This is a genomic window from Sanyastnella coralliicola (genome assembly GCF_030845195.1).
Classification (GTDB): domain Bacteria; phylum Bacteroidota; class Bacteroidia; order Flavobacteriales_D; family Sanyastnellaceae; genus Sanyastnella; species Sanyastnella coralliicola.
In genome coordinates, this window is sequence record NZ_CP132543.1 from 917413 (window position 1) to 940945 (window position 23533).

General features: G+C 45.5%; 13 protein-coding genes. 3 read left to right on the forward strand and 10 right to left on the reverse strand.

From position 1 onward, the window contains the following. Positions 1-40: 40 nt before the first annotated feature. Complete coding sequence (locus tag RA156_RS03930) at positions 41-805, forward strand: methyltransferase family protein (RefSeq protein WP_306642972.1); 765 nt, start codon at positions 41-43, stop codon at positions 803-805. A gap of 82 nt (positions 806-887) precedes the next feature. Here the strand turns inward: RA156_RS03930 and RA156_RS03935 are convergent, their stop codons facing one another. The 5 genes from RA156_RS03935 to gyrB all read right to left on the reverse strand — a co-directional run bounded on the left by RA156_RS03935 (position 888) and on the right by gyrB (position 8206). Next, positions 888-2273, reverse strand: coding sequence for a TolC family protein (locus RA156_RS03935; RefSeq protein ID WP_306642974.1), 1386 nt, complete (start codon positions 2271-2273; stop codon positions 888-890). Beyond that, positions 2260-3618, reverse strand: a complete 1359-nt coding sequence (locus RA156_RS03940) for an HlyD family secretion protein (protein ID WP_306642976.1) — start codon at positions 3616-3618, stop codon at positions 2260-2262. Before RA156_RS03940 ends, RA156_RS03935 begins: the two co-directional genes overlap by 14 nt. A gap of 6 nt (positions 3619-3624) precedes the next feature. Then, a complete protein-coding gene (locus RA156_RS03945; RefSeq protein WP_306642978.1) occupies positions 3625-5295 on the reverse strand; it encodes an ABC transporter transmembrane domain-containing protein in 1671 nt (556 codons plus the stop codon). 88 nt (positions 5296-5383) lie between these two features. Then, entirely contained in the window at positions 5384-6184 is an 801-nt protein-coding gene (locus tag RA156_RS03950; RefSeq protein ID WP_306642980.1) for an SDR family oxidoreductase, read from the reverse strand. 72 nt (positions 6185-6256) lie between these two features. After that, positions 6257-8206 carry a DNA topoisomerase (ATP-hydrolyzing) subunit B gene (gene gyrB / locus RA156_RS03955; RefSeq protein WP_306642982.1) on the reverse strand — a complete coding sequence of 650 codons (1950 nt, stop codon included), beginning with the start codon at positions 8204-8206 and terminating at the stop codon, positions 6257-6259. A gap of 240 nt (positions 8207-8446) precedes the next feature. Between gyrB and RA156_RS03960 the strand changes: the two genes are divergently transcribed. Continuing rightward, positions 8447-10411 (forward strand): ATP-binding protein, encoded by a 1965-nt coding sequence (locus tag RA156_RS03960; RefSeq protein WP_306642984.1) that lies wholly within the window; start codon positions 8447-8449, stop codon positions 10409-10411. Here RA156_RS03960 and RA156_RS03965 read toward each other — a convergent pair whose 3' ends face one another. The 5 genes from RA156_RS03965 to RA156_RS03985 form a co-directional block, all read right to left on the reverse strand. Further along, positions 10412-12112 carry a TonB-dependent receptor gene (locus tag RA156_RS03965; protein ID WP_306642986.1) on the reverse strand — a complete coding sequence of 567 codons (1701 nt, stop codon included), beginning with the start codon at positions 12110-12112 and terminating at the stop codon, positions 10412-10414. A gap of 7 nt (positions 12113-12119) precedes the next feature. After that, entirely contained in the window at positions 12120-15191 is a 3072-nt protein-coding gene (locus RA156_RS03970) for a tetratricopeptide repeat protein (RefSeq protein ID WP_306642987.1), read from the reverse strand. A 233-nt stretch (positions 15192-15424) separates the two neighbouring features. Beyond that, entirely contained in the window at positions 15425-16084 is a 660-nt protein-coding gene (locus RA156_RS03975; RefSeq protein ID WP_306642989.1) for a DUF4920 domain-containing protein, read from the reverse strand. A gap of 69 nt (positions 16085-16153) precedes the next feature. Next, the gene (locus tag RA156_RS03980) at positions 16154-18250 is read right to left on the reverse strand and encodes an OmpA family protein (RefSeq protein ID WP_306642991.1); all 2097 of its coding nucleotides are present in this window, start codon (positions 18248-18250) and stop codon (positions 16154-16156) included. After that, positions 18219-21053, reverse strand: a complete 2835-nt coding sequence (locus tag RA156_RS03985; protein ID WP_306642993.1) for an AsmA family protein — start codon at positions 21051-21053, stop codon at positions 18219-18221. Before RA156_RS03985 ends, RA156_RS03980 begins: the two co-directional genes overlap by 32 nt. A 175-nt stretch (positions 21054-21228) precedes the next feature. Here RA156_RS03985 and RA156_RS03990 point away from each other — a divergent pair, with 175 nt between their 5' ends. After that, entirely contained in the window at positions 21229-23523 is a 2295-nt protein-coding gene (locus RA156_RS03990; RefSeq protein WP_306642995.1) for a M48 family metallopeptidase, read from the forward strand. The last annotated feature ends 10 nt before the right edge of the window (positions 23524-23533 follow it).

The window sequence follows — 23533 nt, forward strand, 5'->3', positions numbered from 1 at the left end:
CTGAGTTAAGTACAATCACTCGAATTCCTACTTTTGCCGCATGGCAATGGTCGAAGAATTTGAGAAGAGCGGAAACTGGCTCTTCCGTTGGAGGAGTTTTCTACCCCTCGTATTATATGTCATGGCGCTTATCGTCATGTTGTTCGGTTGGGATGATCAAATGGATCACCGCGACCTGACATGGATCCTCGTTTGTCTCGGAGTGAGCTTCCTTGGATTGATTGTACGAGCTTTCACGGTAGGATATACCCCAAAAGGAACTTCTGGAAGAAATACCGCAGAAGGACAAGTGGCTGAGGTGCTCAACACCAAAGGAATCTACTCTATGGTGCGCCACCCACTTTACCTTGGAAACTTCTTCATGTGGGTTGGAATCATCATGTACGTTGGTAACTGGTGGTTCACTGCACTTTGCACCCTCATGTTCTGGCTCTACTACGAGCGCATCATGTTCGCCGAAGAAGCTTTCTTGACTCGCAAGTTTGGGTCTAGCTACAAGAAATGGGCGGAAAAGACTCCACCATTCCTACCTCGCTTTTCGAACTACGAAGCGGCCGGTATGATGTTCTCAATGAAGAATGTACTGAAGCGCGAATACAACGGATTCTTCGCGGTGTTTATCAGCTTCCTTTTCCTCGATATCATCAAGAACTACCTTGACTTCGAACGCTTCGAACTCGACTTCTTGATCGATCCATTCTGGATGTACACTGTTCCAGTTTCTTTCATCATCTTCATTACGCTTCGAACGCTGAAGAAGAAGACTTCAGTGCTTGACGTGAAAGGAAGAGAGTACGAGAAGTAGGAGGTTATTGGTATTTAGTATTTAGTTCTTAGTTCTTAGTCTTTCGTTCCACGAACCACGAACCACGAACCACGAACCACCCCTAGAACACCACGTTCGAAGGTTCCTCCGTCAACATCAATAGTTTCCATTCTGTAGAACGAAGCTTGAGTTGTGTCTCAATTCGCTTCAACTCAGCTTCGATGTAGCTGTTTTCTCGACGGTTTAAGAGGAAGATGGTGCTTTCACCGATACGTAGCTTTTGCTCTTCCATAGACAGTAGTTTGCGCGCATTGACTGCGTTTTCTTCTACTAATGAAAGGCTTTGATTCAGCAACGAAGTTTGGGTTGAAAGCTGATCGTACTTTTGCATCAGGTCACGTTCTGTCTGAGACAGTTTCAAGCTAACCTGTTCCATTTTAATCTTCGTGGCGTTGAACTTAGCGCGTTCTTTTCTACTGATGATTGGCACTTTTGCGCTAACGCCGAATATGGTGCTGTTACTAGAAATGCTCAGGTTTCTAGGATCGGAAAGCGCCTGTGCTTTGAAGTCGATTTTCGGACGAAGGTTTTCTCTAGCTAATCTGAAATCAAGATCAGCTACACCAGCATCAAATCGGATCATGCCCATCTTCGGGTGGAGCAACAGCTGATCGTTAGTTGGGATTTGCTGTGAAAGCGTGGCAGTCCATGTTGAGTCTGGTTGGACACCGCCACGTCTATAGGCTGGTATGAGTTGTTGATCCCAAATCATTCCGCCAACGGTGCGGTACCAGAACTCTAGTTCTGCCTGTGAAGTCACTAACTCGACTTTTCGCTTGACTACTTGGTTATAGGCTTCAAGCGTATCCATGGCCGTAGCCGCTCCTCCATTATAGCGCTGAACGGTTTGCTTATAGCGGAGTTGAGAAAGGGTAGTAATCTGCTCACGCATGTCTACCACGTCTTCGAGTGCTTTCCAGCTCCAGTATGCTTCAGCGGCAATGATAAGCCATTCTCGCTGTGCTAATTCGAGATCTAGAATACTGCGTTCGTTGAGCAATCGAGCGCGTTGAAGGTAAGTGTTGAACTCATCTCGCAATAACCCTTGTCCGAGCGGAACCTTTAATTCCGCGAAAGCGAGACCCTCTGAAGGAGTGAAACGTTCAGGATTAATGAAGTCTCCACGATTTAGGTCGGTACCAGCCCGCAGCTGGAATCCAGGAGGGAGGTTCCATTCAATGGATGAATGATTGTAGCTGTAATAATCTTTGCCTTCAAGAACCTTATTTCCGAATTCGCCATACCAAACAGGGTCAAAGGCGGCGCGGGCACTTTCAACGTCCAATTCGGCGATAGCCACATTGCGCTCAGCCACTTGAAGCAAAGGGTAAGAGGTCAGGAACTGCTGAAGAAAGCGCTGTTCACTGATCATCAGACTATCCTGAGCATTCAAGTATGATGCCGACAGGAGACCAACTAACAGGAGTACAACGCTACTTTTTCTCATCCCCCTCTTTCTTTTCTTCTACATCTTTCCCTTCGTAGAACTCAGGAGGGAAACCGTTGATTTGTCGCCAAAGCTCGTATCCGAGAGGTACATCTTTCAAGAGTACCATTCCGTAAACACCTGATCCAATACTTAAAGGACGAGGCCATGATTCTCCTTCTTCAGGGATAATGATCACGCGGTACTTTCCTTTGGCATTTATTACCTGATCAACACTCACCACTTGTCCTCCAAAGGTTCCCACAGAGGCACTAGGCCAGCCTGAGAATACCAAGGCAGGCCATCCATCAAATTGGAGTCGAACATTTTCTCCTGGATGAATCAAAGGGACATCCATCGCGTTAACGTAGAGTTCTGCAGCTTCTTGGAAGTCGAGTGGTTGAATCGTGCAGACAGAAGCTCCTGCCTTGATGATTTCCCCCACACCACCTTGCGTTGTGCTTACTACTCGTCCGCCTTGAGGAGCAAGGATCACTTGGCCTGTTTGACGTGTGCGGTAGTTTGCCAGGGTGTTTTCCAATTTGGTCTTTTCCGCGATAGCGTCTTGCTTCGCAGCACCTGTTGAAGCTTGGTCACTCTGGTTCTTCGCAATCTTATCGTTGTATTCAGCGCGTTTGCTACGAACATCTAATCGAGCCACGCTCAATTCTTGACGTGTAGTGTTTAATGTATTCTCAGCCTTGACAAATTTTGCCTGAGCCTCCTGCTTTTTCAAGATGCGAGACTCAAGGTCCGTTTGTGTAATCAAGCCATCTTCAAATAATTGATAAGCACGTTTCTCACGTTCATTGGCGATATCGCGATCAATTCTAGCCTGAACAGCTGCCGCACTGTCCGCTGCTACCTTCTGAATAGACTGCTGAATTTTGAGTTTCGCTTGTTGAATAGCCAGCTCACGACGCTCTTCTAGGATGACTTCTTGATTAGCCAGAGCTTCCAGCTTGTTGGTGTAAAGCACGATGGCTTCTTCCTTCGCACGAACCAAAGCCAGCGTTCTAGGAATAAGATCCTCATCGAGGTACTCCGGCTTTACCTCGGTCAATGTGACAATCGTATCTCCGGCGTTGATATTTTGCCCTTCAAATGCGTACCATTTCTTGATACGGCCATCGATCAGAGAGTTGACCTGCTGCGGCTTTTTATCTGGGAATCGAGAAATTACCTCTCCAGGAGCATTCAGGTTCTGCGTCCAAGGCAAAAGCATGAGGATGACCAGGATACCGAAGCTGATTCCTAGCATACGCAGGAACTTCGTCTGTTCGCCCTTACCCTCCAGTCTTTCAAGACTCTTAGAGTGCAAGTACTTCTCGCGTTCAGGTGTTGTATTTGGACTAATGTTCAGCATAATCTATCAGCTTTCTTTACGGAGAACACCGTCGTCATATTTTAGTCGTAAATCGAAGAATTCAGATCCTGGATCCGTCTCTCCAAGGAATATTACAGCCCATGGATGGAATGGATCAAGCAGGTAATTCAACAATTGCTTCTTTCGCACAGGGTCAGATGGTAATTGCTCAGCATCGACGATCAGAATATCTGGTTCATCAACCACCATGCGGGCTAAGAGAATGCCTTTTGTCAGTGAATTTGAAAGTAGGTTTGAGAATGGCAACACCATTGTGTTTTCTCCCTCAGGTAGGAATCGTACATCTTTGATGAGTCCCATTTCGTTCAAGACCTTGTCAACTGCCTCATCCGGAATATCGCGACCCATGCGGATGTTTTCAAACACCGTATCAGTAAAGAGGGTGTCACGCCCCCATACTTCACCTACAGAAATTCGGTACAGGTCTTTGTTGAAGGTCTTCAACGATTTCCCACGATAGTGGACATGCCCTTGGAAGTTACAATCACGTGCTGTAATTAGCTGCACCATGGTCCGGACTAAGAAGGGGTGCTCATAACTGATAAAGACTCGATCACCTTCATTAATCTGAAGTTCTTCAATCTCTAGTCGAGAAGTGTAATTGTCTTCTTGGATAATAACATCCTCCATTTTCAGGAGCGGAGCATTCGAAGATTGGTTCTTTACACTTCCTCCTTGTTCCAGTTTCAAATCAGTAACTGAACCTACTTTCTCAAGGGCAGTGAGGACATCATACACCGTCTCAAGATTCAAAATCACCTTCTCTACTGAAGAACTAATCAAGAGGATAACGATTTCGGCTGCTACGAACTGACCAATCCCAATTTGGTTGTTGATTACAAGCAAGGAACCTAGAAGTAGAAGACCCGCTGCAATGATCAGTTTAAAGATGAGGAGTGCGATGTAGTGTCGAACAAGAACCTTAAAGTGCTCTGTTCGAGCATCTAGGTATTTGTCAGTTAGATTATCCGTTTGCTTTTCTGCCATAGTGGTGGCAGGTGTCATTCTAAACGACTCGAGGTTCAATGCTACTTCTTCAAGCCATCGTACAACAGAATATTTCCAAGTACTTTCTTGAATACTCGTGTTAAGTCCTCGTCTCATGGCCATTCTAAAGAGGAAGAACATGAGGATGATGAGCGCGAAATCGAAGAGGATGAAGAAGGGATGGTACAAGCCGAGTAGGATCAATCCAAAGAAGATCTGAAGTACGGCCGTAGAAAAGTCAATGATCAACTTGCTGATCCCTTTCTGTAACGTTAAGACGTCAAAGAAACGGTTCATCAACTCGGCAGGGTTTCTCTTTTCGAGCTCTCTGAACAACAGTTTAGGAAGGCGTACAGAGAATTCAATACTCGCTTTACTGAAGATTCTTTGTTGCAGGTATTCCGTTAGCCACTGCTGTCTAATTTGAAGCCAGCCACTAAAGAAGATTCCGAGAAGAACAAAGGAGATCAGAACGATCCAAGAGGTGCTGACACGACCTGCTTGAATGAAGTTGATGATAGCCTGAATTCCGAGGGGAAGGGAGAGACCAATAAGACCTCCAAAAGCGGCGATAAGAAATATCTTACCAAGTAGTTTTCGCTCGCCGTTGAGTAGTCTCCATAAACGTTGCCAAGGAGACAGTAAAGAGTTAGTTAAGTTGTTTCTCATAAATCTGACTCTGTAGCGTGTTGCGCTTAAGCTGCAAATTTACGGTATGAAACAACATTAACGTAGAATTGTTCTAAATAAAGAGGGATTAAGTGACTGCTGCTTTCCTTATAATTCGGCGCAATACACCTGGCATCCAGCGCTTTAAATAAATTGCCAAAATTTCCTTTTTTCCGATATAAGTTTCTGGCTTTCGTTTGCTGATGGCTTTAGCCATTCTTTGGGCACATTGTTCAGGGGTCAAACCCTTATCAGTAGCTTGGTCCATCGTCTCTTGTTTGGACCCGTCTCCAACCAGTGCGTTCTTAGAGATTTCTGTGCGAATAAAGCCAGGACAAATAATCGAAACGTGAATATTGTCTTCGTGATGTTCAGCTCGGAGCGCATCAAAGAATCCATGCAGGGCGTGCTTTGCTCCACAGTATCCTGATCTCATCGGAGAAGAGAAGACTCCCATTAAGCTTGTCACCACAGCGAAGTGTCCGCTTTGATTCTCGATAAAGTGAGGTAGGAGTGCCTTTGTGAGTGCCACTGTCCCGAAATAATCGATCTCCATTACCTTACGATCAACAGAGATGTCAGTGTCTTTTACCAAGGAACGTTGACTGATACCCCCGTTGTGTACCATGATGTCAATCTGTCCTCCAGCCATGCCGATGGCGATGGCTGCTTTTTCTGGTAGTGAATCTCCATCTGCTAAATCAAGGGGGAGAATGCCAATTTTTTCAGGGAAGGCACATGTTTCTCTCACTTCCTTCAACGCTTCTTCACGGCGTGATGAGATAATGAGACGGGCACCGTATGCTGACAATGTCTGTGTCAGTGCTTTTCCGATTCCAGAAGAGGCACCAGTGATCCAGACGTGTTTGTTTTCGTAGAAAGACTTCATAGTGGAGGCGCAAGGTACAGCAAAAGAAAAAGGGCAGGAAAACCCGCCCTTCTTCGTGAATCATTTATCGAATTACGCGTCGATATTCGCGTATTTTGCATTCTCTTCGATGAAGGCACGACGTGGTGGTACGTCATCACCCATCAACATTGAGAAGATGTGATCACACTCTGCAGCGTTTTCGATGGTCACTCGACGAAGCGTTCTGAACTCTGGGTTCATAGTTGTATCCCAAAGTTGTTCCGCGTTCATCTCTCCAAGACCCTTGTAACGCTGAATGTTCACGCTACTTTCTGTTCCGCTACCGCGGAGTTTTTCAATCCACTCATCACGCTCTTGATCGTTCCAGGCGTATTCTTGCTTCGCACCTTTCTTCACCAAGTAAAGTGGTGGCGTAGCGATGTATACGTAACCGTTTTCGATCAACTCTTTCATGTGGCGGAAGAAGAAAGTCAAGATCAGTGTTTCGATGTGTGAACCATCGACGTCGGCATCACACATGATGACAATCTTGTGGTAACGAAGCTTGGTCATGTTCAAGGCCTTGCTGTCTTCCTCAGTACCGAGGGTCACTCCAAGTGCCGTGTAAATGTTTTTGATCTCTTCGTTATCAAAGATCTTGTGGTGCATAGCTTTCTCCACGTTCAAGATCTTACCACGCAGCGGCATAATTGCCTGGAAGTTACGGTCGCGTCCTTGTTTTGCAGTACCACCTGCCGAGTCTCCCTCGACAAGGAATAGCTCACAAACTGTAGGGTCTTTTTCAGAACAGTCAGCCAGTTTTCCTGGAAGACCACTTCCGCTCATGACTGTCTTACGCTGTACCATTTCACGCGCCTTGCGTGCAGCGTGACGTGCTTGTGCAGCCAAGATCACTTTCTGAACGATCTGCTTCGCATCGTTCGGGTGCTCTTCCAAGTAGTTGGAAACCATTTCGCTCACCGCCTGTGATACAGACGCTGTAACTTCACGGTTACCCAACTTTGTTTTCGTCTGTCCTTCGAACTGAGGTTCAGCAACCTTCACGGAAATAATCGCCGTCAATCCTTCACGGAAGTCGTCACCTGCAATCTCGAACTTGAGTTTATCAAGCATTCCTGATTGCTCAGCGTACTTCTTCAGGGTATTGGTCAATCCACGACGGAAACCTGAGAGGTGTGTACCACCTTCATGGGTATTAATGTTGTTTACGTAAGAGTGGATATTCTCGTTGAATGAAGTGTTGTACACCATCGCAACTTCGACAGGTACCCCATTCTTTTCACCTTCAACGTGAATCACCTCCTCGATTAGCTGCTCACGGTTCTCATCGATGTATTGAACGAACTCAACCAATCCTGTTTGTGAGTGGAAAATCTCAGAGATGAAGTTTCCTTCTTCGTCTTTTTCGCGCTCATCGGTAATGGTGAGGTGGATTCCTTTGTTCAGGTAAGCCAACTCGCGCAGACGCTTTGATAGTGTCTCGTAGTTGTATTCCAGTGCTTCGAAGATGGTGTCATCTGGCTGGAAAGTTACTTTAGTACCCGTGGTATCAGTTGTTCCGATTTCACGCGCTGGATACTTTGCTTTTCCAATCGAATACTCTTGCTCCCAGATTTTTCCATCGCGATGCACTTCGGCGCGTAGCGCTGTAGAAAGTGCATTCACACATGAAACCCCCACACCGTGGAGACCACCTGAAACCTTGTATGAGCCCTTATCGAACTTACCACCGGCACCAATCTTAGTCATTACTACCTCGAGGGCAGAAACACCTTCCTTCTTGTGAATATCCACCGGGATACCACGTCCGTTATCAGTAACCGTGATCGAATTTCCTTCATGAATGGTCACAGTGATCGTATCACAGTGCCCGGCAAGGGCCTCATCGATAGAGTTATCTACCACCTCATAAACCAAGTGGTGAAGACCTCGAACGCCAACATCTCCAATGTACATTGAAGGACGTTTACGCACGTGTTCCATTCCCTCTAACGACTGGATACTATCAGCGCTATATTGCTTCTGATTCTCTTCGCTCATTTCTAACGTTTTCTGTTTCTCTAAAATCGACCTGGAACCTTTGTTATTCCTAGGTTTCAGACATCTTTCAAAGATACGAATTTTTGACCCCAAATCAGGCTCAAAGCCGCGTCAATTCTAGCATTTTTCAACATTTTTGGCACACTTTTCCACGCTTGTGTGTAAGTCAGTGTCTGATAGTGGAGTAACTCTTGAAAAAAATGGCAAATCCAAGGTCATTTTGCCTATTTTCGAAGCGCTATGCCACATCGTGAGATAAAGCATTCGGCCGAACAACTTGAGGAGCACTTAGAGGTAATTGAGTATTTCGCAGCGTCTATATTTCAGCAGAATACTGTTGATGATGTTTTATGGGACATTGCGGAGAACTGTGTACACCGTTTGGGCTTCGTTGACTGTGTGCTCTACATTGTAGATGAACAACGCGGGATGCTTGTTCAGAAGGCGGCATTCGGAAACAAGCGGCAAGATTATCGAAAGGTCTTTCAGCCGATCGAAATTCCCCTCGGAAAAGGTATTGTTGGCTCTGTTGCTTTATCAGGCGAGGCAGAACTGATTCATGATGTAAGCGAAGACGCACGTTACATCGTTGACGATGTTGCGCGTGCTTCTGAATTGGCAGTTCCGATTATTTCTGAAGGAAGGGTCATTGGGGTTATTGATAGCGAACATCCCGACCCTGGTTTCTTTACTTCACATCATGAACGTGTGGTGCGCAACATTGCGATCATTTCAGCGCAGAAAATTGCACGCAGTTTGGTGGAGGAAGAAAACCGAGAAAACGCCAGACTTCACACTGAGAACCCGAACCCCGTTTTCAAGATTAGCTATGATGGCGAGCTTCTACTTGCCAATGATGAGTCGAAACAACTTCTCGAAGCCATATTGGTTTCAGATGACCCAAGTCAGTTTGATAAGGTCAAGTCGTTAGTTAAAAACTCTATTGACGAGAAAGACAGAAAAGAAACGGTGATTACCGCAGGGGAGAAGCAGTATCAGGTCATCTTAGTTCCTGTTGCGGAACGAAGAGTCGTGAATGTTTATGCAACGGATGTAACCGATCTCCAAGAGGCAAAGCAACAAGCTGAGAAAGCAAACAAGGCCAAAGACGAGTTTTTGTCGGTGATGAGTCATGAGATTCGCACACCCATTCACGCAGTGGTTTCTCTTGCGCGATTGATGCAGTCAACGGAACTCAACGAGAAGCAGAAAGAGTTCATTTCTATGATCGATTTCAGTGCAAATAACCTCTTAGGTCTAGTGAACGATATTCTCGATTTCGAGAAAATTGAGGCGGAGCGATTCGCCTTTAAATCACTTCCATTTAAACTGCTTGACCAGGTTCAGAATATCAAGGCAACTCACGGGCCTAAAGCAATGGAAAAAGGAATTGACTGTGCCTGTCACATTGATTTCCCTGAAGATCTTGTTGTCATCGGTGACGAGCTTCGTTTGCAGCAGATTTTGAATAACCTGCTCAACAACGCCCTTAAATTCACTCACCGAGGCTCGGTTGGCCTGAGTATTGGAATTGAATATTCAACAGAGGAAACGGCTCTGATACGCATGGTTGTTTCTGACACTGGCGAGGGAATTCCACCAGAAGATTTAGATTCCATTTTTGATGCCTTTGAACAGGTGAATAGGAATGTCTATCGTCCCGAAGGAGGAACAGGATTGGGGCTTTCGATCACAAAGCGATTGGTAGAGCTTCAAGGGGGGAATATCGAAGTGGAAAGTGAAGTAGGAATGGGGGCTGTCTTCACAGTACGCATTCCTTACAAGATTTCTAATCAAGAACTGAGTGTACCTGCCGATCAGCAGTCGCATAAGTATGACCTACAGGGAGTTGATATTCTCATCGTTGACGACAACGAGATTAATCTCAAAGTGGCTGAAGCCTTTCTGAAACAGTGGGGAGCTAAAACACGCTCAGCAAGCAACGGAAAAGAAGCTGTAGAGGAAATCACTAAACACACACCTGGAATCGTCTTAATGGATATCCAAATGCCCTTCATGGATGGATTCGAGGCAACCCAGCACCTCAGAAATCACGGTGCCTATGATGATCTTCCAATCCTTGGATTGACTGCGGATGTTTCAGACCGTACAGAACAAAAGGCCTACGAGGTTGGAATGAACAAGATCATCACCAAGCCTTTTAAGCCTTTAGTCCTAGCGGAACTTATCCGCAGTTATCTCTAATTAGAATGAATAGCTCGCTCCGAGCATCGCGTTGAATCGCTGTACGTTGTACGGAGACCATTGCTGGTATCGTGCGGCGAACATATTGTTGAATCGTACCCATGCACTCAAGCGCTTCGAGTAACGGTATTCAACGCCAAGGTTCACATCAGCGTATCCTTTCAAATCAACGGTGTAGCTGCCGTCAGTTTCAAGCGTGCCATCTTGATGTTGTACAAGCGACTTCGCCTTACGCTGTCCTTCAGTGAAGATATCGAGATTCAATACCAGTTTATCTGCCAAATTGTATGAAGTCGTCACTGTAACGCGCGTTGTTGGCTGGTACCATGGGTGCTCTTCTTCCCCAGTGCTGTACAAGAAGTAATCTCCTCGTAATTGCATGTGAAGCTTTTCACCATTGTTGATACTTACTTCTCCACGAAGGTTGAATACAGTGAGATCGTCGTACAGCGTGAAGAAACGTGATCCTGGGCTGTAGGTTGAATCATTCACGAAGTACATAAAGTCTTCGAAACGTGTTGTCGATAGTCGCGCATTGAAGCTCGTTGTTGATGACAGTGTTCCGCGAATTCCTCCAAAGAGTTCGAGACGACGGTTCGTATTCTTGATTTCAATATCATTCAATACGAATGGGTTGTCATCTGTGATGCTGCGGTAGGTGTTCTGTTCTACTCGTCCTTGAACCCCAACATAAGGAATGAAAAGGTCATCCAGCAAGCTGTAGCTCGCCTCAGCAAGAGGGTAGAAGTGGAAAGGACGTTCACTCTGCGCATCGATCCAAATACCAGCACCAACGTTCACCATGAAATTCCCAATACGTGTCTGAATTTGTGGTGCCACCTGGATCAGTACCTGATCTTGGTTGCCTTCCGTACTATCGTTCAGATTCGTAAAGGTGTAGTCGTTGTAATTGATCGAGATATCGCCGTGGTAAGTTTCAGTTCCTTTTGTAGTTCTGAGGTGCGTGCTGACATCTACGTTGTTTTCCACGCCGTCATCCAAATCTCTGAAGTTGCGGAACTTGATACCACCGTGGTAATTCACTTTACTTGAATCACGATGGTAGCTAATCAATTGGAGATCTCCCTGAATGTTATTGAATCGCTGTTTCGTGTCGGAGATATCTGCATCCCAGTTCAGGTAAGGATCGAAGCCGTAGTAGTTCACGACGTCACGGTCCCATTCGAAAGCTCCCTCAATAGCGTGCTTCTTCAGGAATTTACGTCCCCAAAGACGCACCGAGTTCGTTGAGAAACTATCTGGAATCGAGTCTTCAAGAGCAACCCCACCAGCACTGCTTAAGTGGTAGTAGTTCACTCCCCACACTCCGTTTCGCGAACGCCCATCCATGTAGTGGAGATCAAGAAGGGGGGTGGTATACAAACCAAACCCAGCGCGGACATGTCCTTTGTACAGTTTTGTCAACTTCGGTTCTACCAAGACCTTTGCAGGTTCGATCAATTTCGGTTGAATTGAAACTTGCTGTTTATTCGGAATCAAGGTGTACTTGATCGATGGAATCTCTACAACTGATTCTTTGATTTTTGGCCAAGCTTGTTGCTTGGCAGCATTCTTCAAAAAGAGTTCTTGAGTACCCGTGAAGGTAACGTCCATGCTCAAGGTATCTTCTTGAGCCCAGGCTCCTGTTCCACAAATGATGGCTAGAGCAACGGTGAGGCTATATGTGATATACTTCTTCATGGCCGTATTATTTATTGTCTTCATTGAGATCGATCTCAATTTCTTCTTCCGGTTCTTCAGCTCCTCGGGTTTCCTGGTTCTCCAGTGCTTCGAGGGCTTGTAGTTTATTCTCTGCCTCCATGACAACCCAGCTCTCAGAGACATTGTCTAGGATGGTTTCGAGTGTCACTCTAGCCTGGAATAGATCTTCCAAACCGATGTAGACATCTGATAAAAGGAGGAAGCCTTTGAACTTCCATTCCGCGTAGGCGGAGAAGTTTTCGATCAATTCAAAAATCTCTGTTTCCGCTGCTTTATATGCTTCTTTCGCGTAAGCGATTTCAGCCATATGGAACTTCGCTTCGGCTCCTTGTTTGCCTCCACGTTTCACTACTTCTACATAGTCGTAGTATGCTTCGTCAAACTTCCCTTGCTCCTGAAGGATGCGTCCTTTCCATAGGTGAGCCGTAGTGAGAATCTCATCTGGTGTTCCTTCATTCAGGATCACTTTCTCAGCATATTGCAGAGCGTAGTCAACTTGTCCGAGTAGGTAGTGACAGCGCATTTGACCAATCTGAGCTTCGAGTTCGTTTTTCTCGAGTGAAGCGACGCCTTCAAGTTCGATGTAGTGGTTCAACGCTTGCTGATAGTTGCGATTGTTGTAATTAATCGTTGCTGCAGCAATGAGTGATTCTTCGGTAAAGTCACTCACCGGTTGAGTGATGACATAGTTGTAACTGTTCAATGCCTGTTCAGTATTCCCTTGCTCGAAGTAGCAGCTCGCGATATAGTAATTCGCAGGTGTGGCGTAGATACCAGGCTGGTACTTTCTCAAGTACTCTTCAAGTTTTGAGATCGCTGTGGCACAATCGCCAGAAATGGCGAAGTCTGCCGCGGCATTGTATATTTTCTTCTCAATGTCAGCATCTGTCAAACCAAGGTTGTCAGGAAGCTCGTCCATCAAACCTTCTTCAAGTAGGATATTCTCCACCAAGTTGAATGCATCAATAGTCACCTCATCATTCGGATAGGTGGTCTTGATTTGATTCCAAAGCTCAACCACTTTCTGATTGTTACCCAGCTTGAGATAAACAAGACATAAATCCAGTAGACTATTCTTCACGTAAGCACTGTTCGGGTGTTCCTGAAGAATGTTCTCAAACCAAAAGCGGGCTTCTCCTGGATTGTTAGCTTCTAGGTAGCTCTTTCCGAGTTGGTACTTCGCTGCTTCTGTGAATTTAGAATCAGTCTGCGTATCGATGATTTTCTTCAAGGTTGCGATCTCGCTTCCATTGTCGTCTTTCAAGCCGTAACAGATGGCTTTCTGATACATGGCATAGTCTTCATTAAACTGAGCTTCCGCGATAGCGCGATCATAGTATTCAATAGCCAAGTCGTACTGCTTGTTAACGTAATAGCAATCACCCACACGAAGCAAAGCGTCATTCTTACGCTTCATATCATCGCCTTTGAATTGGTCGACGTATTTTCTGAAAGAAGAAGCAGCGGATACGTATTTGCGCTGATTGAAAAGGCTGTAACCGGCACCGTAATTCGCTTCGTTGTAATACGGACTTTGGTATCCTCCAGGCTCCTTCAAGAACTGATTATATAGACCAGTAGCTTTTGTGTACGCCTTTTCATTGTATGCAATTTCTGCAAGCCAAAACATAGCTTCAGCGGTCAGCGCTGCATTCACAGGATAGGTGTTCACCTTCGAGAAGAATGACTCCGCTTGGGTGTAGTTACCTGCTTTGAAAAGTTCCACGCCCTGATTGAAGGCTACTACTTGGTAAGCTTCTTTTGTTCGCGTGTCTTTGTTTTCAATTCGATCAAGCGACTCTAGCGCCTTAGCATACGCCTTAGTCTTCATGTAAACGTTCAATAAGAACTCGTAAGCCTCTTCACGACGAGGAGACTCAGGATATTCAACCAAGTAGGATTCAAAGGCCGTGATGGCCTCGTCAAATGGGTTGTACGAAAGCTCAAATGCGAGTTTCGCGTAGTTGAATAGGGCGTCTTCTTTAATCTCGAAGTTGTGATTCATTTCTGACGCTTCGCGGAATGCCGTTCGAGCGTAAGGCTTTTGATCAAGCTTCAAGTAACAATCCGCCATATGGTAGATCGAGCTTTGTCCGAGTTCGTCATCTTCTTTCGACGATTCATTCAAGTACTCTAGCGCTTCTTGGAATTTCCCTGTCTGATAGAAGCAGTAACCCATCTGGAAGAAATCCTCTCGGCTTTTGTCCTTCTTGTTAATCTCATTGTGATATAACTCTAGGTAAGGAATGGCTTCTTCATACTGTGATTCACGGTAGTAAGAATCTCCGATCAGTCGAGAGATTTCTGGAAGTCTCTTGGTATTCGATACGTTCGAAGAATCAAGGAAAGTAGGAGCGTAGGTCAATACTTCATCGTATCTCCCTTGCTTGTACAAAATCTGTGTGATGTAGTATGGAACGATCGGCGCGAAGTTCGGATCCTTCTCCAACTTCTTGAAGCCATCGAGTGCCGTTTCGTAATCACCTTGCTTGTATACAATGTGGCTGTAGTAGTAGGTTGCTGGAACACCAAAGTCTCCTTCTGTGTCTTTCACCTCATAGAAATCTTGACGCGCTGCCTCGAGCTGTTTTTGCTCGAAGTAAGAATGTCCGCGCTTGAACTTGAATTCCGTTTGCTTACTTGCCGGAAGTACACGAGGATCAGTTTGCTCAAACCAGTCCAAGGCCTTTTTGTAGCGCTTTCGACGATAGTTATAGCTCGCGAGCTCGTAGTACACCTGACGAACCCAAGGACTCTCAGGGTGATCAGCTACGAAAGTTTCGAGGCGGTACTCAGCATCTTTATGAAAGAGATACATCGCACAAAGACCGGCATAGTACTCTGCATTGATTGAACGTTCAGAATGTTCATTCGGATCGTCTGCAATGTATTGCTCAAATTTATCTTGAGCCGCTGCGTATTTCTCCTTGTCGAAGAGATCTACAGCATCCCGGTACATTCGATCAGGTGCTACGTAAGTAGCCGTCTTCTGAGCGAAGGATGTCATACTAAAAAGCAGAGCGACAGTCAGTATCCCGATGGATGGATTCTTGCGCATGAGGCGTTGGTTTTCAATACATAGGCAACTACTGTACCAACGCGGTACAGTGTTCCTAAAACTATAGTTCACAGAACGTTTAAAGGTAGCGATACAGCGATGCTTGCAGGTTTCGTGGTCGCTTATTTATCAACGCTATTCTGTGGACGTTATTACACCGCAAAAACCTTGAGATAAGGGCAATAAAAAAGGCTACCTAACAGGCAGCCCTTTTTCGAAATATTGTGTTCAGCTTAGTGAGAAGCTGCTTCTCCTTCGTGGTCATGGTCGTGGTCACCTTCGTGATCGTGGTCATGCTCATGGCTCTCACCATCATGGTCATGCTCATGATCATGGTCTCCTTCCATCTCAGCTGGAGCTTCGTATCCTTCAATCACTACACCAGTAGCAGTAAATGCCATTTCGTACTTCTCTTCTGTGATCGCATCGATCTCTTCTTGAGGAGCATTGGCATCTTCTAGAAGGTGCTTTTGAAAGTCTACAGAAAGTGTGTCGTAGTAAGCATTTCCTGCGATGTAGCAGTCAAGCCCGTCAACACCTGTCTTCGGTACAAAGAACTCATGGTCACCCATGTATACCATCATTGGCTGTCCTTCAGCATCTTCTACTGACATCCAGCATCCCATTTTCTGGCAGCTCTCAACGATTTTTGCCTTGTAAACACCGTTCGTGTTTCCAGCTTCAACGTTTGATGCCATCATAGCAACACCAGCAGCGCCAGTTGTATCGAAGTCTGCACCGTACATAGCAACTGCCATGGCTGGTGTTTCTTCCATTGTTTCTTGTTCGTGGTTGTGATCTGCGTGATCACCGTGGTCATGACCGTCATGGTCGTGCGATCCGCCGCAAGCGTATAGTCCTGCAGCCAACGCGATAAAGAGTAACTTTTTCATTTTCGTCGCAAAAGATTTGCGGCAAATATAGAACAATGAACTTTCCTGAAACCTGAGGAATCGCAGGAATTACATGCGGGTAATGGTGAATTCGGTTCTTCGGTTCTTCGCGCGCCCTTCTTCGGTTGAATTGTCTTCAATCGGACGGGTCTCTCCATAACCTTGGGCTGAGATTCTTTTCCCTGGAACTCCTTTCGATTCTAAGTATCCTTTGACCTCAAAGGCACGATCCATGGAAAGTGCGAGGTTATCAGCATCCCCACCTCGATCGTCGGTGTGTCCGCCAATCTCAATTGAGATGTTCGGATTCTCAATCAGGTACTGCGCAAAGGAGTCAAGAACCAGTTTAGATCCGCGGTTGATGTCTGAGCTATTCGTGGCGTAGAAAATATCAGGAATGATGAAGGGCTTGGAGCGCTTCACTTCTTCTGTTTTAACTTCCAACTTCACTACGCTTGGCGGAATCGGTTCGTCTTGATCAACCACGATGTGGGTGTTGAACGCGGCGTCTTTGGCCTTTACCTGTACCAAAACATCCTCGGCACGATCAACATTGACAATGGTAGCGTAGGCACCGTCGTCTTTATTGACTTCCACCACATCAACTTCTTTGCTTTGTACGTAGTTGATTTCGATGCGGGCATCTTCTGGAACTCCCCCGTTTTCATCTTCGACCTTTCCTTTAAGGATGACTACTTTTTCAGGACGCGCGTCTTCAGGAAGCGGGAAGGAGTAGATATCGAGACCTCGTGAACCTCTCATTCTTCGGGAAGCAAAGTAGGCTTCTTCACCGTCTGAACTCACAATCATCCCATGCTCATCGTCGTCAGAGTTGATCGGGGCGCCAATGTTTCTTGGTGAAGACCAGCTTCCATCGTCTTGTTGACGTGTGTACCAGATGTCATAACCACCACCGCTCGGTTTACGATCGCTGGCAAAGTAGAGCGTATGACTATCTGAGTGCATGAAAGGAGCTTTGTCGTTGTACTCTGTGTTTATCTCACCTTTGATTGGTTTCGCGGGTCCCCAAGAACCGTCTGGCATACGAGAGCTGTAGTAGATATCGGTGGAAGGGTTCCCGTTGCGATCAGGTTTACTATCGGCTCTCACTGTGGCGAAGTAGAGGGTCTTTCCATCACCACTTAATGACGGCTGACTTTCCCAACCGCTTTCGGTGTTGATGTTTTCTCCCAAGTCTTCTAGCGGTGCCCATTTGTAGACATTTTTACCTTGGGTTTCATCAAATGTATACTCGTATCGAGTTCTGAAAATGTCAATGTTTTCTGGGTTCCCTGGAGCAGGATTTCGCTTCGCAATGTACAATTCACGGTTGTCAACCGAGATACTTGCACCTCCGTAGTTATCTCCCATGTTAAAGGGTTGAGGTAGCGCATCACCACCGTCAAAATCAGCATTGATGTTCGTTCGGTGACTCCAGGTGAATTCTTCCACTTGACGACTCACAAGATCACCTTTTGCCTTTTTCATGAACTTCCGTGTGTAGAACATGATTTCGCCATCTGGCGATAGGGCAGGGAGGTAATCGTCATTTACCGAAGAAACGCCATCAACGGTCATAATGTCGAGTTCTCCATCGTTTCTGTAATAATCGTTGTAGAACTGAACATACGGCAGGGCTCCTTGCACTTCCTCGTATTTCTTGTCGTAATCACGATCAAATTTCGAGGGGTCATCGTCAGGGAAGTGAATGAATCTGTCAAAGGCATCCAGGGCCTCTTCATAGCGCTGTTCGGCGTAGTAAATCGCTCCAAGGAAGTACCAAAGTTCACTGTGGTATTCATCACAGCGTTCTTTTACTCTTTCGAAATATGATTCAGCTTGACCAAAGCTTGCGTTTCCGCGTTTAGCGATCTTAAAAGCCGATTCTCCCAAACGCATTAGACAGGGCAGACAATTCTCGTCTTCTTCTAAGGCTTCTTCCATGAAACCTCGTCGCTTATCACTGTCGTACTTCTTTTTGTCCTGTGACTTTTCAATCAGCTTCTGGACTTTCGGTCCGGGTTCATAATCGCATTCATCTTGTCCGGAAACTCCGGTTGTGAAGAGGAAAAAGGATAGTACCAGGAAAAGTGTTGCTCTCATCATCTCAAATACAAACGCAAGATTGGTGCCATTACTGTGCTTCAGCAGCTGCAATTTTTGCATCTGCTTGCTCTTGGGCTTTTTGTAGAATTTCATCTGCTTTCTTCTGGGCTTCTACTATAGCTTTCGCATGTACATTGTCAGCTTCTTGGCGCAATTTATCTGCCGCGAGCTTTTTAGCCGCCTTTTCGAAAGGATTTTTTGCACTGTCTTCTACTTTTTGTGCCTCTTCGTATGCTTTTGCCTTGAGTTCGTCAGCGGTTTTTTTGGCATCGGATAAGAGCTGATCAGCTTGGGCTTGTGCATCAGCCATCAACTGGTCTGCTTCTTCTTTGGCCTTGGCAATAGCTTCTTCCTTTGCATTGTCAATTTGCTCTTCGACAGCTTCCTCCACTGCTTCAATCACCTGTTCTTTGATCTCTTCCTTTTGCTCTTGGATTAAATCGCCGTAATTCCCTGCAACCTTTGGTTTGTCCATGGTTCCGGTAATCTTCATGCTGACTGGAATGGTGGTGCCCACGTTGATATTACTGCCCACTTTGTCATTGATCGATTGCAGAAGATTTGACGCTTGACTCCCCAGGTTTCCGGGTAATTTATCCGCAGGGACATCCATTTTCATGCGGTAATCAAGTTCCTGTGAGAAGCTCATACTACCTTCAATCTCTGTTGGAATTCCTTCAAGTTTGATCGTAAATGGATCAACGAAAACACGTCCGTTTTCGAAACGGTAGGAGATGTTGACATCATCAATGGTCTGTTTTGCCAAACGATCGATTCCCAATTCGCCGGCGACCTTATTAAGTGGTTCGAATTTTTCCACGTAAACACTGGCCGTTTGCATACCTCCGCCTCCATTGATGGATTCTTCAATAGGTTCCATGGCTGCATTCAACGCACAATCCAGGTGCATGTTGGTACTAAAGCTTCCGAGGCAGCTCTTAGCGATGGGAGCGAGTTTCTCGATGGTTCCAAAGGCCTCTGCGGTCTCCTTGATGTTGAAGTTTTGGATACCGAAGTCCATGTTCAAAAGAGCATCCGCTGGCTTTGAATCATAACTTCCATCGAGCACGACGCTTCCTCCTAGCATGTCGAGCTCAACTCCAGACATGTAAGCTACTTGGTCCCGCAGTTTCATTTTCCCAGAACCATTCGAAATCTCGATGTCGTCATACAGTACATTGTCAAAGGCGAGATCCAATTCAAAATCAATATTCCCAGGTAACTCAATCTTTCCAACCTCTGACTCTCCTTCTCCTTCTCCTTCTGATTCTGATTCTAATTCTTCCGTTTCTTCACTCATGAATTCATTCAGATCCATCATGCCGGAACGGACGTCAAAATTTCCGGTGAGCATAGAGTCACGAAGCGCATAATCAAGGTAATTGGTGATCAGACCTTCGGCCTTTATGTCTGTTTTTCCCACCATGGCGTTGAAGCCACTTAACTCAATATGTTGCGGCGAGAAGTTGAAATAGGCGCTTCTAATATCCATGTCGTATGGCAAGCTATCGCTGGAATAGGTGAGATCTAAAAAGACCATTTCTCCTGCAGCGGTGAAATCGTTGTATCGCTCTTCCTCAATGGCAGACATACGTCCTTTGAGTTGGACATCAGCGTTAATAGAACCTGTAAGTTCATCACCTTCTTCCAATGGAATAACCTCGCTTAAGGATTCGAAATTGACTTTTGCCTTTACATCGCAATCGACCAATGGATCAGTATACGGGTTGGCCACATGAAGCTTAAGGTCTACAGGATTATTGGCCATTTCCATGTAGAATTGGTTGATGTCAACGGTGAGTGCGTCGTGATCAATCCCTTGAGTGGCATCAATGACAGCATCGATGACAATGTTTTCTACACCTTGTGGCATATCAGGGTAGTTGAAGCTTCCATCTGCTACACTCAAATTCAATCCAAACCCTGGCATAGAGGTATCACTGAGTATCCCGCGAATAAATCCATTGAGATCCATCCTTCCTGCAGCTTGAACCCCCGCCAAATCATGGGCGAAGTCTGCGGGTACCATTGATAAAAGGTGGATGATCTCAGCCCCAGGAGCCGCGAAGTCGATGTCCATCTCGATATCGTCTGTTGGCATGGCCACATATCCATCCGCTTGAAGTGTGAGCTCGTTGATTTTTAGCTCGTTCTCCTTGAAGGTGTATTTACTTTTCGCGTTGTCAATCTCCAGATCGGCCTTAAGGTCAATGGGAGCGCTGTTGATGTACCTGCTTCCGTCGTAAACAAGGTCAAGCTGTTCAATGGTTGTGTTCGTTGCCAGCGTAAATAGTACATCGGAGAAATTTCCACTTCCTTCGTGGTCAAGGTCAACCACTTGTATATCCATTGGTAACGTATGATCTACGTATGAGATACTGCCATTTTCAATGGAGTAAGAGGTGAGCTCAAGTCCAAATCCACCATTTTCTGCAGACTCAACATCTTCGCTGTTTTCCGAATCCTCACTCGGTTTCGCAATGTCATAGTTGGCACTTCCATCGGCCATAACCAAAACATTGATTTTAGGATCGATTAGGGAGATTTCTTTGACGGCAATCGTATCTCCGAAAAGGCTCATGACATCCACCGTAGCGATGATTTGCTTGGCATCAACCAGCTTAAGTCCTTCGAATTCATCTAATCCAGTAATGGAAAGCTCTTCGAGATCGACGGTTAGGTTCGGGAAGTCACTAATAAGTGATAGTGAAACGTCATTAAATGCGAGCTCAGCAGTGAGATTGTCATTCGCAAGATTGATGACCTCTTCTTGGATTCGACCTTTGAAGATCATTGGTAAAGCAATGATCGCAACAATCAACAGAAGGAAGACTACCAGGACAATACGCAGGAATTTTTTCATAGGATAGATCTTACATCAAAGGTAAAGTTTCGGAGAGGGATATACTTCTAAAATTCTTGAAAAAGACAAGCGAATAACAGCTGATTATAATCAGGCTTTTCTAGATGTTAAAAGCTTTTGGTAAGAAATACGTTCTTGTAGAAACCCTATATTGCAAATACCAAAAACTACGAGCTTGAGACATCTGATAGCTAGAGCACTTTGCCTTGTTCTTTTCTTAGGAAGCGTATTTACTTCCAACGCCCAACAAAGTTTTGAATACACCCCTCTGGTTTCCAGTGGTGAACTTCCTGAGGAGTTGATCTTGGGCTACACAGAAATTCTCGCTAAGCGAGAAGAAGCGCAAGAGGGTATTGCCGGTGAGAATCTTCGTCGTTCAACGGAGAAGTTTATTGAACGTTCGACATTTTCAACCACTTCGCTACTTGGAAGTGGATTTGTACTATTCAACGATCCGATCTCGAACTACCTGAATGAGATTAAAGATCATTTGCTAAAGGATACCCCTGAAGATCAGGAACGAATCCAGATTTACTTAATGCGCCAAACAGAAGCGAACGCCTTCGCAACAGAGATTGGTGCCATTTTCGTCACTACGGGTCTAGTGGCAGAAGTCGAGAATGAAGCTCAGCTTGCCTTCATTATCGCCCACGAAATCACGCACGTTAAGCGTAACCACATTGTCAACTCGTTCAAAAACGAAAATCAGAAACTGAAGCGTAGCAATCGTATCTATACACAAGTACTAGACGAACTCTCTGCCTACAGTAAGGAGCTAGAACTTGAGTCTGACGGACTAGGTTTTGAGTTGTTTGCGAATGCCGGGTATGATTTAGAAGAAGCAGTGAACACCATGGATGTATTGCAATTCTCTTACTTGCCCTTAGACGAGGTTCCATTCCATTTGAATGACTTCGACGGAGACCTTCGTATTCCAGATATCCTGTATCCTGATTCTATTAAAGAGATTGATCTTGACGGTGACCTTGCTGATGATTCGCGTAGTACGCACCCGAACCTTTCTACTCGTCGTGATGCTCTCTACGACTTGATGGATTACGAAGAGAATTCGAACAAAGGGGTGATCTATCAATTTGACCAAAGTCGTTTCAATGACCTTCGCTACCAAGCACGAATGGAGTCTCTAAAGATGATGCTTGGCGACGCTCGATACACCGAGGTTTACCATGAAACGTGCGTGCTGGAAAGCATTTATGGGAATAATAAAGACATCCAGCGATTCCGAGCTAAGTCACTTTATGGAATGGCGAAGTACAAACTGCATGATTTGTGGTACACAAGCAGACTTGATTACGACGATGCACAGGGCGAACTGTCTGTTTCGGCATTCTTCTTCGATGAGATCAGTGAAGAAGCAGCTTTGAGTTTAGCGGCGTACGACATGTATAATTACATGAACGAATACCCAGATGATGAATTCATGAAAACCCTGACTGAGGATATCATGATTGAATACCGTTTGAATGGTCCTTCGTTGGATGACGCATTGGCCTTATCTGCTTTTGATGAGCCTGAAGAGGAGGAAGAGGAAGAAGGAGAAGAAGAGGAAGAGGAGAAAGTAGAAGAAGTAGAGCGAGAGATGACCAAGTTAGAACGTCTGCGTGCGGAGCGCGAGGCCAAGCGCAGTGGAGGAGTATCAGAAGACTCAACCGGCACAAAATCTGCCGTGCTTAATGAAGAGAACTTTCACCTAGCTCTATTCGGGAGGCTTTCGCTTGATTCGGCTTTCGTCTCGTTTTATAATAGCCTCGAAGAACGTGCTAAAGAAGAAGAAGAAGAGCGCGATGATCGCGAAAACTTCTTTGAGAACGATTGGTACACCTTTAAGGCAAATCAGAATAGACAAAAGGCGAGAAAAGGTCTTCAGCGTGACCTCGAAAACCCTGTCTTTGTGAACCCATTCTTCTACAAGTACGACAAGGATTTTGATAGCGATGCCCACAACTCTGGGGTATACGAAGAACGCGTCCACGCTTCTTACCAGCGAATGAATGATGAGTTCGGACTGAAGCACACGCTCCTATCAGAACATCAGATTGATTTAGATGTGACCACGATGAATCGAATCAGCCTATTGAACGACTGGTTCTTCGAAAGACTCAATCATGGAAACATCCCTATGATTCCGTTGAATGCTGAATACGTATGGGAATATCCAGATACCTTCGAAACGGAAGCCTTTGTTTTCACTGGAGTCTTGTCTTACCGTCAACCTCAGCATATTGATCCATTGACATGGGTGTACAGTGCACTGTTGTACCCATTGCTTCCATTAACTATTCTTGCAGCTTCTCGTCCGAGATGGACCGTAGAAGTGCCTACCATGGCATTTGATCTTCGAAGCGGAGATTGTCTGCTAAATCAAAACTTCACTTACCAACAGAGACTGAATGATATTGGCGTAACCAGGATTGTTCATGACAGCATGAGTCAATTAATCGCTAAATAGTAGAAGGATG

What these genes read in the sequence shown, in the direction of transcription:
- RA156_RS03930 (WP_306642972.1), top strand. Translation starts at nt 41, where the DNA reads ATGGCAATGGTCGAAGAATTTGAGAAGAGCGGAAACTGGCTCTTCCGT.
- RA156_RS03935 (WP_306642974.1), bottom strand. Translation starts at nt 2,273, where the DNA reads ATGAGAAAAAGTAGCGTTGTACTCCTGTTAGTTGGTCTCCTGTCGGCA.
- RA156_RS03940 (WP_306642976.1), bottom strand. Translation starts at nt 3,618, where the DNA reads ATGCTGAACATTAGTCCAAATACAACACCTGAACGCGAGAAGTACTTG.
- RA156_RS03945 (WP_306642978.1), bottom strand. Translation starts at nt 5,295, where the DNA reads ATGAGAAACAACTTAACTAACTCTTTACTGTCTCCTTGGCAACGTTTA.
- RA156_RS03950 (WP_306642980.1), bottom strand. Translation starts at nt 6,184, where the DNA reads ATGAAGTCTTTCTACGAAAACAAACACGTCTGGATCACTGGTGCCTCT.
- gyrB (WP_306642982.1), bottom strand. Translation starts at nt 8,206, where the DNA reads ATGAGCGAAGAGAATCAGAAGCAATATAGCGCTGATAGTATCCAGTCG.
- RA156_RS03960 (WP_306642984.1), top strand. Translation starts at nt 8,447, where the DNA reads ATGCCACATCGTGAGATAAAGCATTCGGCCGAACAACTTGAGGAGCAC.
- RA156_RS03965 (WP_306642986.1), bottom strand. Translation starts at nt 12,112, where the DNA reads ATGAAGAAGTATATCACATATAGCCTCACCGTTGCTCTAGCCATCATT.
- RA156_RS03970 (WP_306642987.1), bottom strand. Translation starts at nt 15,191, where the DNA reads ATGCGCAAGAATCCATCCATCGGGATACTGACTGTCGCTCTGCTTTTT.
- RA156_RS03975 (WP_306642989.1), bottom strand. Translation starts at nt 16,084, where the DNA reads ATGAAAAAGTTACTCTTTATCGCGTTGGCTGCAGGACTATACGCTTGC.
- RA156_RS03980 (WP_306642991.1), bottom strand. Translation starts at nt 18,250, where the DNA reads ATGCAAAAATTGCAGCTGCTGAAGCACAGTAATGGCACCAATCTTGCG.
- RA156_RS03985 (WP_306642993.1), bottom strand. Translation starts at nt 21,053, where the DNA reads ATGAAAAAATTCCTGCGTATTGTCCTGGTAGTCTTCCTTCTGTTGATT.